Origin of the sequence: Blastococcus goldschmidtiae, from assembly GCF_031845325.1 — a bacterium.
Classification (GTDB): Bacteria; Actinomycetota; Actinomycetes; order Mycobacteriales; family Geodermatophilaceae; genus Blastococcus; species Blastococcus goldschmidtiae.
In genome coordinates this window covers 14,071-28,053 of record NZ_JAVREI010000014.1, presented here as the reverse complement: position 1 = coordinate 28,053, position 13,983 = coordinate 14,071, and the positions used below count along the sequence as shown (strand labels likewise).

10 protein-coding genes are annotated in these 13,983 nt (G+C 73.7%); 4 read left to right on the top strand and 6 right to left on the bottom strand.

Features of this window, described 5'->3' with window-relative positions:
• Positions 1–69 precede the first annotated feature (69 nt).
• From RM425_RS16755 to RM425_RS16745, 3 genes are read right to left on the bottom strand one after another with little or no spacing between them, the layout of a single operon-like run.
• Complete coding sequence (locus RM425_RS16755; protein ID WP_311346358.1) at positions 70–1,740, bottom strand: alpha-amylase family protein; 1,671 nt, start codon at positions 1,738–1,740, stop codon at positions 70–72.
• On the bottom strand, positions 1,737–2,780 hold the full coding sequence (locus RM425_RS16750) for a TIGR03885 family FMN-dependent LLM class oxidoreductase (protein ID WP_311346357.1): 1,044 nt from the start codon (positions 2,778–2,780) through the stop codon (positions 1,737–1,739). Before RM425_RS16750 ends, RM425_RS16755 begins: the two co-directional genes overlap by 4 nt.
• Before the next feature lie 37 nt (positions 2,781–2,817).
• A complete protein-coding gene (locus tag RM425_RS16745; RefSeq protein ID WP_311346356.1) occupies positions 2,818–5,511 on the bottom strand; it encodes a putative bifunctional diguanylate cyclase/phosphodiesterase in 2,694 nt (897 codons plus the stop codon).
• A 113-nt stretch (positions 5,512–5,624) separates the two neighbouring features.
• Between RM425_RS16745 and hrpB the strand changes: the two genes are divergently transcribed.
• The 4 genes from hrpB (at position 5,625) to RM425_RS16725 (ending at position 10,742) form a co-directional block, all read left to right on the top strand.
• Entirely contained in the window at positions 5,625–8,126 is a 2,502-nt protein-coding gene (gene hrpB, locus RM425_RS16740; protein WP_311346355.1) for an ATP-dependent helicase HrpB, read from the top strand.
• 95 nt (positions 8,127–8,221) lie between these two features.
• Positions 8,222–8,998, top strand: a complete 777-nt coding sequence (locus RM425_RS16735; RefSeq protein WP_311346354.1) for a sulfite exporter TauE/SafE family protein — start codon at positions 8,222–8,224, stop codon at positions 8,996–8,998.
• On the top strand, positions 8,995–9,762 hold the full coding sequence (locus RM425_RS16730; protein WP_311346353.1) for a sulfite exporter TauE/SafE family protein: 768 nt from the start codon (positions 8,995–8,997) through the stop codon (positions 9,760–9,762). The genes RM425_RS16735 and RM425_RS16730 overlap by 4 nt, the downstream gene beginning before the upstream one ends.
• A 62-nt stretch (positions 9,763–9,824) precedes the next feature.
• Entirely contained in the window at positions 9,825–10,742 is a 918-nt protein-coding gene (locus tag RM425_RS16725) for an AEC family transporter (RefSeq protein ID WP_311346352.1), read from the top strand.
• 50 nt (positions 10,743–10,792) lie between these two features.
• Here the strand turns inward: RM425_RS16725 and RM425_RS16720 are convergent, their stop codons facing one another.
• From RM425_RS16720 to RM425_RS16710, 3 genes are all read right to left on the bottom strand, one after another.
• Positions 10,793–12,298, bottom strand: a complete 1,506-nt coding sequence (locus RM425_RS16720) for a tripartite tricarboxylate transporter permease (RefSeq protein ID WP_311346351.1) — start codon at positions 12,296–12,298, stop codon at positions 10,793–10,795.
• A gap of 7 nt (positions 12,299–12,305) precedes the next feature.
• Positions 12,306–12,767, bottom strand: a complete 462-nt coding sequence (locus RM425_RS16715) for a tripartite tricarboxylate transporter TctB family protein (protein WP_311346350.1) — start codon at positions 12,765–12,767, stop codon at positions 12,306–12,308.
• A gap of 77 nt (positions 12,768–12,844) precedes the next feature.
• Positions 12,845–13,915, bottom strand: a complete 1,071-nt coding sequence (locus tag RM425_RS16710; protein ID WP_311346349.1) for a tripartite tricarboxylate transporter substrate-binding protein — start codon at positions 13,913–13,915, stop codon at positions 12,845–12,847.
• Positions 13,916–13,983: the final 68 nt, after the last annotated feature.

The window sequence follows — 13,983 nt, the reverse complement described above, 5'->3', positions numbered from 1 at the left end:
CGAGAAAGACGCTCCTGAGCCAAAGCGTCTGCGGCGGCTCGCCTCGCTGTGTGATGCCCTTCAGCTGGCTCACACCAGCCGGCGGCTGTCCGCGCCGACCACCCGCAGCCACCGGTAGCCGTAGCCGTCGAGCTGGAGCTCCACGCGCCCGCCGTCGCCCACGTCCGTGCTGCCGGCCTGCAGCAGGTCGGCCAGGCGGTGATCGGGGCCGCAGCTCTCCAGCACCAACGGCACCGTGCGCGGCACGGAGCTGAGGTTGTGGATGGCCACCAGCGCCCCGTCGTCCCAGGTGCACAGGTGGGCCATCACCTCGGGGCACGGGTGCTCCAGCACCTGGAAGCCCCCCCACCCGAGCTCCGGTGACTCGCGGTACCGCCGGATCAGCAGCTTCATGAACGACAGCAGCGAGTCGGGGTCGTTGCGCTGGTCGGCGACGTTGACGTAGTCCGGGGCGAAGCCGCCGTCGACCACCGGGCCGGGCAGCTTCCGGGGCTCGGCGGTGGAGAACCCGCCGTTGCGGCCGGAGGTCCACTGCATGGGGGTCCGGACGGCGAGCCGCCCCTCGGCGTCGAGGTCCTCGCCCATGCCGATCTCCTCCCCGTAGAACAGCACGGGGGTGCCCGGCAGCGAGAAGAGCAGGCTGTAGACCATCCGAACGCGCCGCGGATCGCCGTCCAGCATCGGTGGGAGCCGGCGCCGCAGCCCCCGGCCGTACACCTGCATGCGCTCCTCCGGCCCGAAGGCGGCGAAGACCTCCTCGCGCTCCTCGTCGGAGAGCTTGTCCAGGGTCAACTCGTCGTGGTTGCGCACGAAGGTCGCCCATTGCGAGTCCGGGTGCAGGGTCGGCCGCTTCCCGAGGGAGGCGGAGAGCGGGCCGGCGTCACCCCGGGCCAGGGAGAGGTAGAGGGCCTGCATGCCGTTGAAGTCGAACTGCATGGTCAGCTCGTCGCCGTCGGTGCCGCCGAAGAACTCCAGCTGCTGCTCGAACGGCAGGTTGACCTCGCCCAGCAGCACGCCGGCGCCGGACCGCCGGTTGACCAGCGAGCGCAGCGACCGCAGGTACTGGTGCGGCTCGGGGAACGCCCCGTCGTCCGCGCCGACGGTCTCCAGGAAGAACGGCACGGCGTCCACCCGGAAGCCGTCCAGGCCCAGCTGCAGCCAGAAGCCCATGACCTTCGCGACCTCGTCGCGCACCCGCGGATTGGTGACGTTCAGGTCGGGCTGCTCCTTGTAGAACTTGTGCAGGTACCACTCCCCCGTCTTCTCCGACAGCGTCCAAATGCCGTTTTCCTGGTCGGGGAAGACGACCTGCCCGGAGGTGTCCGGTGGCGGGTCCGAGCGCCACACGTAGAAGTCGCGGAACGGCGAGTCCTTCGAGGCCTCGGCCGAGCGGAACCAGGGGTGCTTGATCGAGGTGTGGTTGACCACGAGGTCGGCGATCACCCGCATGCCCCGCTCCTTCGCCGTGCGGAGGACCTCGACGAAGTCACCGACGCTGCCCAGCCGCGGGTCGACGCCGTAGAAGTCGGTGATGTCGTAGCCGTCGTCGCGCTCGGCGGTCGGGTAGAAGGGCATCAGCCACAGGCAGGTGACGCCGAGGTCGGCCAGGTGGTCGATGCGCTGGGCGAGACCCTCGAAGTCACCGATGCCGTCGCCGTTCCAGTCCATGTAGGTCTCGACGTCGAGGCAGTAGACGACGGCGTTCTTCCACCACAGGTCGCTGGTGTCGGTGATCCTCACGGCGCCGGCACCGGGTCGAGGTGCGGCCGGCGGTTCTCGGCCGGTCCGGGTGGATCGACGGCGACCGCGGGCCCCGGGGCGGTGACCCCCAGCTGCGGCAGGACGTGCTGGCCGAACGCGTCGAGGAAGGGCCGCTGCTCCACGCCGACGTGGTGCAGGTAGATCTCCTCGAAGCCGAGGTCGACGTACTCCTGCAGCCAGGCGGCGTGCTGCCCCAGATCGGCCGACACGCGGACGGCACCGGTCACGTCCTCGGGGGTGACGTGCGCGCTGGCCTGCTCGAACGCCTCCGGGCTGTCGAGGTCCCAGCACAGCGGCGGGGGGAAGACGTTGCTCCGCCACTGGTCGTGGGCGATGCCCAGGGCGCGGTCGGGATCGGGGTCCCAGGACACGTGCACCTGCAGCACGAGCTTGCCCTGGCCCCCGGCGTCCCGGTAGGCGGCGATCATCTCGCGCAGCTTGTCGTGCGGCTGGTTGATGGTGACCAGCCCGTCGGCCCAGTCCGCGCCCCTCCGGGCGGTGGCCACGCTGACCGCCGGGGCGATGAGCGCCGGCTGCTGCTCGGGCAGCGTGTAGATCATCGCCCGGTCGACCGTGACCAGGCCGTCGTGGCTGACCTCCTCACCGGCGAGCAGCCGGCGGATCACGTCCACGCACTCCCGGAGGCGGGCGTCTCGCACGTCCTTGCGGGGCCACTTGTCACCGGTGACGTGCTCGTTCATCGCCTCGCCGCTGCCCAGGGCCACCCAGAACCGGCCGGGGAACATCGCGCCCAGCGTCGCGATCGCCTGGGCGACGATCACCGGGTGGTAACGCTGCCCCGGGGCGTTCACCGCACCGAAGGGCAGGGACGTCGTGGCCATCGCCGCACCCAGCCAGGACCAGGCGAAGCCGGACTCCCCCTGCCGTGGGTTCCAGGGCGTGAGGTGGTCCGAGCACATCGCCGCGGTGAACCCCACCTCCTCGGCGTGCTGGACCGCCTTGAGCAGCTCTGCGGGATGGACCTGCTCGTGGGAGTTGTGGAATCCGATCACCGGCATGGGTCATGCCTACCGAGGTCCGGCCGTCCCGGCGACCTCAGGACGGTCTGACGCTCCCCGCTCGGCCCGGCGTCGCCCCGACACGCGGCGCGGGCAGTCGGCGGGCGGTGTCGGCGAGCGAGGCGCCCGCCGGGTGGAGCACGAGCCGCTCCGCCGCGCCCGCCTCCAGCGGTGCGTCGAACAGGTAGCCCTGGGCGAGGTCGCACCGGGCGGCGCGCAGCTGGTCGCGCTGGACCTCCAGCTCGACGCCCTCGGCGACGATCTCCAGGTCCAGGGTGCGTCCCAGGTCGATCAGGCCGCGCACGATCGGAGGCAGGTGGGCCCCCTGGATGGTCGCGATGAACGAGCGGTCGATCTTGAGCACGTCGACGGTGAACTGCCGCAGGTAGCTCAGCGAGGAGTACCCCGTCCCGAAGTCGTCCAGCGCCAGCCGCACGCCCAGCGCGCGCAGCGCGGCGAGCCGTTCGGCGGCGGCGTCCGGGTCCCGGACGAGGGCGGTCTCGGTGACCTCGAGGACGAGGGCCGAGGCCGGGAGCCCGCTGCCGGCGAGGGCCTCGGCGATCTGCCCGACCAGGTCGGGCGAGGCCAGCTGCACTGCCGACACGTTGACGGCCATGGTGAGGTCCCGGCCGCCGGGCAGCCGGCGCCACCGTGCTGCTGCCGTGCACGCCTCCCGCAGCACCCAGGCGCCGATCTCCCCGATGAGGTCCAGGTCCTCCGCCACGGGCACGAAGCGGTCCGGCGGGACCGGTCCGAGCGACGGCGACGTCCAACGCAGCAGTGCCTCGAAGCCCACGACGGTCGACCCGTCGAGCTCGACGACCGGCTGGTAGACCAGCCGCAGCTGTCCCCCGGCGAGCGCGCCCTGGAGCTCGCGCTCCAGCTCGCGCCGTTCCACGACGGCGGCGCGCATGCTGGGGTCGAACACCACGACGCGGCCGCGGCCGGCCGACTTGGCGGCGTACATCGCGATGTCGGCGTCGCGCACCAGCGAGTCGCGCGTCGCGTCGCCGTCGCTGATGGAGACGCCGACGCTGCCCGACACGGAGACGACCTGGTTGCCGATCCGGACCGGGCCGCCCAGCGCGGCCAGGACGCGGTCACCGGCGGCGCGCGCCTCGTCGGGGCCGATGATCTGCTCGACGAGGATCGCGAACTCGTCGCCGCCGAGCCGGGCCAGGGTGTCCCCCGTGCGGACGGTTGCCTGCAGCCGGCCGGCTACCTGCTGCAGGAGGACGTCGCCGGCCTGGTGGCCGAGCGCGTCGTTGACCTCCTTGAACCCGTCCAGGTCGATGAAGACGACGGCGGCCGTGTCACCGCGCCGCGCGTTGTGCCGCAGCGCCTGCTCGACCCGGTCGGCGAAGAGCGCCCGGTTCGCCAGGCCGGTGAGCCCGTCGTGGAAGGCCTGGTGCGCGAGGGTCTGCTCCGCGCGCTTGCGCTCGGTGATGTCCGTGGCGTGGATGACGACGCCCCGCACATCCGGATCGTCGGTCAGGTCGACCAGGCGCACCCCGAGCCACAACTCCTGCCCGTCCACCCGGCGGGGCAGCTCCGCGCTCACGACCGAGCCTCCGGCCGCCAGGGCCCGCTCGAAGACGACGCGCGCCTCCTCGAGCCGCAGTCCGGTGCTGGTCATGAGCTCGGCGAGCCCACCGTCCACGTCGTGGGCGGAGCCGAGAAGGCCGGCCAGCCGCGTGGCGTCGCTGCGCAGGCGGCCGGACCGGTCGACGACGACGACCGCATCGGAGGAGTGGGCGGCCAGCGCCGCGCTGTGCCGCGCCTGGGACCGGACCATGTCGCGGGCGCGTCCCTCGGCCTGCAGCAGGCGCACGGTGCGCGCGAACACCAGCACGACCAGCGCGAAGTGCGCCGTGTACAGCGCCAGCGGGCTCTCCGGCCGGTCGCCCAGGTGGTTGAACAGCTCGAGGGTGCCCGGCACCAACAGCGCCGCGAGGGACACGGCCAGGCGTCCGATGCCGTCACCGGGCGCCACGGCCGCCGTCGCGGACCGCCGCCGTCCGATGTCCCGGACGGCGGAGGCGAGGAACGCGGCCCCGAGCATCCAGCCCACGTCCAGCAGGCCCGAGGCGTCGGGCCGCACGAGGAAGCCCAGGTCCGACACCAGCCAGCACATCGAGCCGGCGGCCAGCGCGACCGCGCTGCCGTCCCGGCGTCCCCCGCCGACCAGGCGGAACACCAGCGCGATGAGCGCGGCGTCCAGGGCGGGGTACATCGCCCACACCACCCGCGTGCCCAGCGACACCGAGGCGTCGGCCACCGTCTCGGCGATGGAGAGGTGCCACATCAGCAGCAGCGCGGCGACGAACACGACGGCCGCGTCGATCCAGCCGTCGATCCGCTGCCGTCCCGGCTGCCGGGCAACCCGGGCCAGCACCGTGAGCCCCAGCCCCAGGGCGACGTAGCCGGCCAGGTAGGGGACGTCGGCCACCGACACGTCCGGCTCGTTGCCGAGCCACTTCAGGATCATCCACAGGAGGTCGCCGAGGGAGGACATCGTCAGCCCGGCGGCGATGAGGACCCCGGCGAGGCGCCCGGCCCCCTCCCGGAGCCACCACCACGCCATCGCGGTCGCGGCCCAGACCACCAGCAGGTAGAGGAGCTCGCCGCCCAGGGTGCCGGCGACCTCCCGGTAGACGATCAGCAGCACCGACGCGGCGACGGCCCAGCCGGCGCACGCCGGCAGCTGCCGCCGTGTGGCTCCGTGCTCCATCGGTCCCCGCTCTCGTCCCAGTACCCAGGACGTCGGCGGGGCGGGCCGGGCGCTGAAGCACGCTGGACCCGACCGCCCCCGATGGGGTGACCGCCTTCCGGAACACTGACCGCGTGCTGCCACCGCCCGGGACGCCGGGGACCGACCTGCCGGTCCGCGCCGCGCTCCCGGCGCTGGCGGGGGCACTGGCGGCACGGGGTACGGCCGTACTCGTGGCCCCGCCCGGCACCGGGAAGACGACGCTCGTCCCCCTCGCGCTGGCCGGGGACCTGCCCGGACGCATCGTCGTGGCCGAGCCCCGACGTGTGGCCGCCCGCGCGGCCGCCCGCCGGATGGCGGCGCTCCTGGGCGAGCCGGTGGGCGGCCGGGTGGGCTACAGCGTCCGCGGCGACAGCCGTCGGGGCCCTGCCACCCGCGTCGAGGTGGTGACCACCGGGCTGCTCGTCCGCCGGCTGCAGGCCGATCCGGAGCTGGCCGGGGTCGACGCCGTCGTCCTGGACGAGTGCCACGAGCGGCATCTGGACACCGACCTGGCGCTCGCCTTCGGCCTCGACGTCCGCGGGGCGCTGCGCCCGGAGCTGCGGGTGCTCGCCATGTCGGCCACGGCTCAGGCCGACCGGCTGGCCGGCCTGCTCGGCGGCGAGGGCCGGCCCGCTCCCGTGGTCGAGGCCGCCGGCACCCTGCACGACGTCGACGTCGTGTGGGCGCCGCCGGCCGGCCCGGTGGACCCGCCGCACGGCCTGCGCGTCGACCCGCGGCTGCTGTCCCACGTCGCGGCGACGGTCCGCCGGGCGCTGGCCGACCGCACCGGTGACGTGCTGGTCTTCCTCCCCGGCGCCGGGGAGATCGGCACCGTGGCCGGGGCGCTCCGCGGGGTGGACGCCGACGTGCTGCCCCTGCACGGCCGGCTGCCGGCGGCCGCGCAGGACGCCGCCCTGCAGCCCGGCCCGCGACGCCGCGTCGTCCTCGCCACGGCACTCGCGGAGAGCAGCCTCACCGTGCCGGGGGTCCGCGTCGTCGTCGACGCCGGGCTGACGCGGGTGCCGCGGGCCGACCTGGCCCGCGGCCTGGGATCGCTGGTCACCGTGCGGGCGTCGCGTGCGGCGGTCACCCAGCGCGCCGGCCGCGCCGGCCGGGAGGCACCGGGCACCGTCTACCGCTGCTGGACCCCCGCCGAGCAGGACCGGCTGCCCGCGCACGACGAGCCGGAGGTGGCCGTCGCCGATCTCACCGACTTCGCACTGGAGCTGGCGTGCTGGGGTGCGCCCGGCGGCTCCGGTCTCGCGCTCCTGGACCCGCCGCCGGCGGCGGCGCTGCTCGTCGCTGGCCAGACGCTGCGCACCCTCGGCGCGGTGGACGACGAGGGACGGGCCACGGCGCGGGGACGCGCCCTGACCGCCGTCGGCGTGCATCCCCGGCTGGCCCGCGCGCTGCTCGACGGCGCTCCCCTGGTCGGTCGTCGCAGGGCTGCCGAGGTGGTCGCGCTGCTGTCGGCGGACCTGCCCGCCCGCGGCGACGACCTCACGGCGACGTGGCGGGCTCTGCGCTCGGGCACCGACCGGGGCGCGACCGCGCGCTGGCGGGACGAGGTCGGCCGCCTCGAGCGAGCGGCGGGCGACGTCGACCCCCGGCGCCTGCCCGGGGACGCGCTGCCCGATGACACAGCGGCCGGGCTGGTGGTCGGCCTGGCCCATCCCGAGCGGCTGGCCCGGCGACGCGCCGAGGGCACGACGTACCTGATGGCTGCCGGCACCGGAGCCGAGCTGCCGCCGGGCACCGCGCTCTCCGGCGCTCCGTGGCTGGCGATCGCCGTCGCCGACCGGTCGCCCGGCCGCCGGGACGCCCGGGTGCGCTCGGCCGTCGCGATCGACGAGGCGACCGCCCTGGAGGCCGGCGGCCCCCTGCACACCGACGGCGACGAGGTGACCTGGCGGGACGGCGACGTGCGCAGCGCCCGCGTGGAGCGGCTGGGCGCGGTCGTGCTGGCCGACCGGCCGCTGCCGGAACCCGATCCGGCCGCCCTGGCAGCCGCGGTCACCGAGGGCCTGCGTCAGGAAGGCCCCGGCATGCTCACCTGGACGACGGCGGCCCGCCGGCTGCGCGAGCGACTGGCCGCCGCGCACGCCGGTGTCGGGGAGCCCTGGCCGGCCGTCGCCGACGACGACCTGCTCGCCGCGATCGACGTCTCCGGTGCCCGCCGGCGGGCCGACCTCGCCCGCATCGACGTGACCGCGGCCCTGCGCACCCTGGTGCCCTGGCAGGTGTCCGGCGACCTCGACACCGTCGTCCCCGACGCCGTGACGGTCCCGACCGGGTCGCGGATCCGGATCGACTACACCGATCCCACCGTGCCGACCCTCTCGGTGCGGGTCCAGGAGGTGTTCGGCTGGGCCCGGGCCCCGCAGGTGGCGGGACGACCCCTGCGGCTGCAGCTCCTCTCCCCCGCGCACCGGGTGGTGGCCACCACCGTCGACCTCGCCGGGTTCTGGGGCACCGGCTATCCCGCCGTCCGCAGCGAGCTCCGGGGCCGCTACCCCCGGCACCCCTGGCCCGAGGACCCGGCCGCCGCGCCGGCCACGAAGCGAGCGACGTCACGGGCGCGGCCTCGACGCTGAGCCGCGGCCGCTGCTGCCACCGGGTGTGAGCCGATCGTCACGTCACCGGAGGCGTTCGGCCTCGGCGGCGTGCGACGCTTCCGGGCGATGTCCACATGACCGTCTGGGAGATGCTGGCGGTGATCGCGGCCGGCTTCGCGGCCGGTGGGATCAACGCCGTCGTCGGATCCGGCACCCTCGTCAGCTTCCCGGTGCTCCTGGCCGTGGGACTCCCCCCGGTCCCGGCCACCATCAGCAACTCCCTCGGCCTGGTCGCCGGGAACCTCAGCGGCTCGATCGGCTACCGCCGCGAGCTGCGCGGCCAGCGCGGGCTCCTCCTGCGGCTCCTGCCCGCCTCGGTCCTCGGCGCGCTCACTGGGGCGTTCCTGCTGCTGACCCTGCCCGCCGCGGCGTTCGAGGCGATCGTGCCGGCACTCATCGGCCTCGCCGTCGTCCTGGTGATCCTCCAGCCGCGGGTCCAGCGCAGGCTCCCCGCCCGTCCCGACGACGGCACGGCCCCGCCGGTCCGAGGTGGGCGGCTCGCGGCGTGCTTCGTCGGCGCGTACTTCACCGGCACCTACGGCGGCTACTTCGCGGCCAGCCAGGGCGTGCTGCAGATCGGCATCTTCGGCATGCTCCTGCGCGAGCCCCTGCAGCGCCTCAACGCGATCAAGAACGTCCTCACGCTGGCGGTCAACGCCGTCGCCGCGATCGCTTACGTGGTCGTCGCCCCCGACCGCATCGACTGGCAGGCCGCCGCGCTCCTGTCGGTGGGATCGCTGACCGGAGCCGCGGTCAGCTCCCGCTACGGACGGCGGTTGCCCGCGGCGGTGCTTCGGACGGCGATCGTCGCCCTCGGGCTCGTCGCTATCGTGGTGCTGGTGACCGGGTGAGCGTCTGGGAGTTCGCCTTCCTGGTGCTGGCCGGCGTCGGGGCGGGACTCACCGGGAGCATCGCCGGGCTGGCCTCGCTGATCAGCTACCCGGCCCTGCTGGCCGCGGGCCTCCCCCCAGTGACGGCCAACGTCACCAACACCGCTGCCCTCGTCGTGGTGGGCGTGGGCACGGTCAGTGCCTCTCGCCCGGAGCTCGAGGGGCAGGGGCGGCGGCTGCTGCCGCTCATGGCGGCCGGCCTCATCGGCGGGGCTCTCGGCGCCCTGCTCCTCCTGGTCACACCGGCGGGGGGCTTCGAGAAGCTCGTACCGTGGCTCATCGGCGCGGCGTCGATCGCCATCCTGGTCCAGCGCCCACCCCGGGAGTTGGCGGCCGAGGGCGCCGCCGCGAATGCCGGCCGCCCCGACCAGTGGTGGCTGCCGATCGCCGTCCTGGTCATCTCCGTCTACGGCGGCTACTTCGGGGCCGCGGCCGGCGTGCTGATGATGGCCACGTTCCTGCTCACGACCGGCGAGGGCTTGCCCCGCAGCAACGCGATGCGCAACGTCGTCCTGGGGGTGGCCAACACAGTCGCCGCGGTCGGCTTCGCGATCTTCTCCACCGTCGTCTGGTCCGCCGCCCTGCCGCTGGCCGTCGGGCTGTTCCTCGGTTCACTGCTCGGGCCCCGCATCGTCCGCGTGGCACCCCAGACGGCGCTGCGGCGGATCATCGCCCTCGCCGGGCTCGGCCTGGCCGTCTACCTCGCGGTCGACGCCTACACCTGAGACACCGCGAGGACGCCGGCTCGCTGCGCAGGCGCCGACGTCCGGCTGATTAGGCTTCCCCGGTGAACGCGGCTGCCTTGGTCCTGCCGGAGTTCGCTCTCCTCCTCATCGGCCTGCTGCTGCGCCGATTCGCCTGGCGGTCGCCGGAGTTCTGGGTCGACCTGGAGCGCCTGGTCTACTTCGTCCTCTTCCCGGTCCTCCTCCTCCGCACCACGCTGGCTGCCGACCTCGCCGCCGCCGGCTCCGGCGGAGTCCTCCTGGCCGCGCTGGGGGCCACGGGCGCCGGCGCGCTCCTCGGCGCGGTGGTCCGGTGGCTGCCGGGCGTCGACCGCATGACGGCGGCCTCGGGGTGGCAGACCGCTTTCCGGTTCAACACCTTCATCGCGCTCGCGCTGGTCGACGACCTCGGGGTGGCCGCCCTGGCGCTCATGGGTGTGCTGCTGGGCGTCAGCGTCCCCCTGGTGAACGTCCTGGCGGTGACGGCGCTGGCCCGGAGCGCACCCGGGGGTGCGCCGGGCGGACGTGCGCTCGACGTGCTCGGTGCGGTCGCCCGCAATCCGCTGATCATCGCCACGGTGACGGGGCTGAGCGGCAACCTGCTCGGGCTGACGCTCCCCGGACCGGTCGACGCGACGCTGTCCCGGCTGGCCGCCGCGGCGGTGCCGCTGGGGCTGCTGGCGGTCGGCGCCGCGCTGCGCCTCAGGGGGCTGCCGCGCGGACAACGGCTCATGGCCGGCTACCTGGGGGCGGTCAAGCTGCTCGCCGTGCCGGCGGTGGCCCTCGCGCTCTGCGCCCTTCTCGGCGTGGACGGGGAGCAGCGCTTCGTCGTCCTCGCCTTCGCCGCCGTCCCGCCGGCCACGGCGTCCTACGTGCTGGCCGCACGAATGAACGGCAACGGCACGTTCGTGGCCGCCCAGGTGTCCGCGGCGACGACGGCCGCGCTGTTCACCCTGCCGCTCTGGCTGGCGCTCACCGCCTGACCCTCGGCCGGCAGGTCGCCGACCGGGAGGCGGACGACCTGCCGGAGCGATCAGTCCTCGTCCTCGAACACAGCCTCGCGCTTGCGCCGGACCGACGGCAGCACCGCGATCAGGAACGCGACGACGGCGAGGGCGAGCAGGGTCGCCGACAGCGGCCGGGTCAGGAACACCGTTGCATCGCCCTGGGAGATGGTCAGCGTCCGGCGCAGGTACGTCTCCAGCAGCGGCCCCAGGACGAAGCCCAGCAGCAGCGGTGCCGGCTCACAGCCCAGCTTGATGAGGACGTACCCCAGGACGGCGAAGAAGGCGATCGCGTAGACATCGAAGGGATTGCGGTTGATGGAGAACGTGCCGATGGCCGCGAAGGCGATGATCGCGGGGAACAGCACCCGGTACGGGATGGTCAGCATCTTCACCCACAGCCCGATCAGCGGCAGGTTGAGCATGACCAGGAACAGGTTGCCGATCCAGAAGGAGACGATCAGCCCCCAGAACAGCTCCGGCTCGTTGTTGATCACGTCGGGACCGGGAACGATGCCCTGGATGAGCAGCGCCCCGGCCAGGAGCGCCATGACCGCGTTCCCCGGCAGGCCGAGGGTGAGCAGCGGGATGAAGGCGGTCTGCGCGGCGGCGTTGTTGGCCGACTCCGGCCCCGCGACGCCCTCGATGGCACCCTTGCCGAACTCCTGGGGGGTCTTCGACGCCTTCTTCTCGACCGAGTAGGACATGAACGACGCCAGGACGTGGCCCGCGCCCGGGAGGACACCGAGCGCGGAGCCCAGGGCCGTGCCGCGGAGCACGGGCATCCGGACGCGCCGGAAGTCCGCCATGGTGAGCCAGAGGTTCTTGACCTTCTTCACCATGACGCTGCGCGTCAGGTCGCCTTCGAGGTTGCGGAGGATCTCGGCGACGCCGAAGAGCCCGACCGCGAGGGAGACGAAGTCCAGCCCCCCGTCGAGCTCGCGCTGTCCGAACGTGAAGCGCGGAGATCCGGAGACGAGGTCCTGGCCGACGGTGCCCAGCGCCAGGCCCAGCACGATCATCGCCAGCGCCTTGAGCGTCGACCCGCTCGCCAGCGTGATCGAGGCGATGAGGCCCAGCACGATGAGGGAGAAGAACTCCGCCGGCCCGAAGTTCAGCGCGAGGTCCGCGAGGGGGGTGGCCAGGAGTGCCACGAACACCGTGGCCACGGTGCCGGCGAAGAAGGAGCCGAGCGCCGCGGTCGCCAGCGCCGTGCCCGCGCGGCCCTGCTTGGCCATCTGGTGCCCGTCGATCGCCGTGACCGCGGCCGAGGACTCACCGGGCAGGTTGATCAGGATCGCCGTCGTCGACCCGCCGTACTGGGCGCCGTAGTAGATCCCGGCCAGCATGATCAGCGAGGTGGCCGGCTCGAAGCCGAAGGTGATCGGCAGCAGCAGGGCCATCGTGGCGGTCGGCCCGATCCCGGGCAGCACGCCGACCGCGGTGCCGAGGGCGACACCGATCAGGCAGAAGAGCAGGTTGACCGGCGTGAACGCCGTCTCGAACCCGAGCGCGAGGTTGTCGAGGATGCCCATCGGCGGGTCAGCCCCCCAGCCAGGGGCCGAACAGGTCCAGCCGCAGCTGCAGCCCGTACACGAAGATCAGCACGCTCAGGGCCGTCAGGCTCGCCGCGATGACCACCGCGGGGATGACGCGGGCGTTGCGCCCGGCCAGGCCGGCCAGCAGGACCGTCACGAAGAGCGCCGGCACCAGCCCCAGGTCACGCACCGTGAACCCGAAGAAGATGATCGCGCCGAGGAGCAGCACGAGTGCCTTCCAGGGCACGCTGCCGATGTCGCCACCGTCGGCGGCGAGGAACCCCTGAACGGCGATGGAGACGCCCAGCACGACCAGCAGCCCACCGAGCACCAGCGGGAAGAAACCGGGACCCATGCGCAGCGGGCTGCCGATCTCGTAGGTCGCGGAGGTGAAGGCGAAGGCCAGGCCGAAACCGGTGAACACCGCTCCGGCCAGGAGGTCCTTGCGCGCGTCGTGCAGCTTCATGCGGATCCGTTCTCAGCTGTCGGGAACGGCGGAGGGTGGGCCGCTCCACGGAACGGCCCACCCCACCACCACGGGCGTCAGTCCGCAGAGACCCCGGCGTCCTCGATGATCGGCTGCCACAGGTCGATCTGGTCGGACAGCAGCTCCGTGTGCGCTTCGGGCGTCGCGTCGTCCTGCGAGGACGGTGCGGCACCGAGCTCGGCGAGCTGGTCGATGACGTTCGGGTCCTCCAGCGCGACCTGCAGGGCCGCGGTGAGCTCCTCGACGATCGCGTCGGGGGTCTCGGCGGGGACGTACAGGCCGTGCCACACACCGACCTGCAGGTCATCCAGTCCGGCCTCCGCGGTGGTCGGCAGGTCGGGCAGGCTCTCCACGGGCTCCTCGGTGGTCACCGCGTAGGCCTTCACGCCGCCGCCCTGGATCTGGCCGGTCGTGTTGGTCGTCTGGTCGCACATGAGGTCGACCTCGCCGGCGACGAGGTCCTGGAGCGCCGGGCCCGTGCCCTCGTAGGGCACCTCGGTCAGCTCGACGCCGATGGCGTCCTGGAGCAGGAGACCGCACAGCTGGGAGGCGGCACCGACGCCGGCGTTGGCCAGGGTCACGTCCTCGCCGTTCTCCTCGAGGTAGGTGACGAGCTCCTCGAGGGTGTCGGGCTCGAAGTCGCTGCGCGCGATGATCGTCATCGGCACCTCGGTGACCAGACCCACGGTCTTGAAGTCCTCGAGCGGGTCGTAGGGCAGGTCGGCGTACAGCGAGGGTGCCGTCGACATGCCGATGTGGTGCATCAGCACGGTGTAGCCGTCCGGGTCCGCGCTGGCGACCTGGCCGGCCGCGATGGTGCCGCCGGCGCCCTCGACGTTCTGGACGACGATCTGCGTGCCGAGCTCCTCGCCCATCGGCTCGGCGATCAGCCGGGTGACCGTGTCCGTGGGACCACCGGCGGAGAAGGGGACGACGATCGTGATCTCGTCCTCGGGGAAACCCTCGGCGGCTGCCGGGTCGTCCTCAACGGCGCCCCCGCCCCCGCCGCCGCACGCGGCGAGCACCAGGGAGGCGGCGGCCAGGCCGGCCAGTCGCGGATACCGGCCGAGGCCGGGTCGTGCCGGGCGCGTACGCGCACCCGCGTCGGTGAGGTGGTGCAGGGACATAGGTCGAACGCCTCCAGGATCGCGGAGCGGCTCCGGTCGGGCGAACCCTGCACCACGAAGTGTGACCC

Bases quoted from the DNA above. Each gene is read 5' to 3' on its own strand.
- RM425_RS16715 (WP_311346350.1), bottom strand. From the start codon at position 12,767: ATGAAGCTGCACGACGCGCGCAAGGACCTCCTGGCCGGAGCGGTGTTC.
- RM425_RS16720 (WP_311346351.1), bottom strand. From the start codon at position 12,298: ATGGGCATCCTCGACAACCTCGCGCTCGGGTTCGAGACGGCGTTCACG.
- RM425_RS16710 (WP_311346349.1), bottom strand. From the start codon at position 13,915: ATGTCCCTGCACCACCTCACCGACGCGGGTGCGCGTACGCGCCCGGCA.
- RM425_RS16735 (WP_311346354.1), top strand. From the start codon at position 8,222: ATGACCGTCTGGGAGATGCTGGCGGTGATCGCGGCCGGCTTCGCGGCC.
- RM425_RS16750 (WP_311346357.1), bottom strand. From the start codon at position 2,780: ATGCCGGTGATCGGATTCCACAACTCCCACGAGCAGGTCCATCCCGCA.
- RM425_RS16745 (WP_311346356.1), bottom strand. From the start codon at position 5,511: ATGGAGCACGGAGCCACACGGCGGCAGCTGCCGGCGTGCGCCGGCTGG.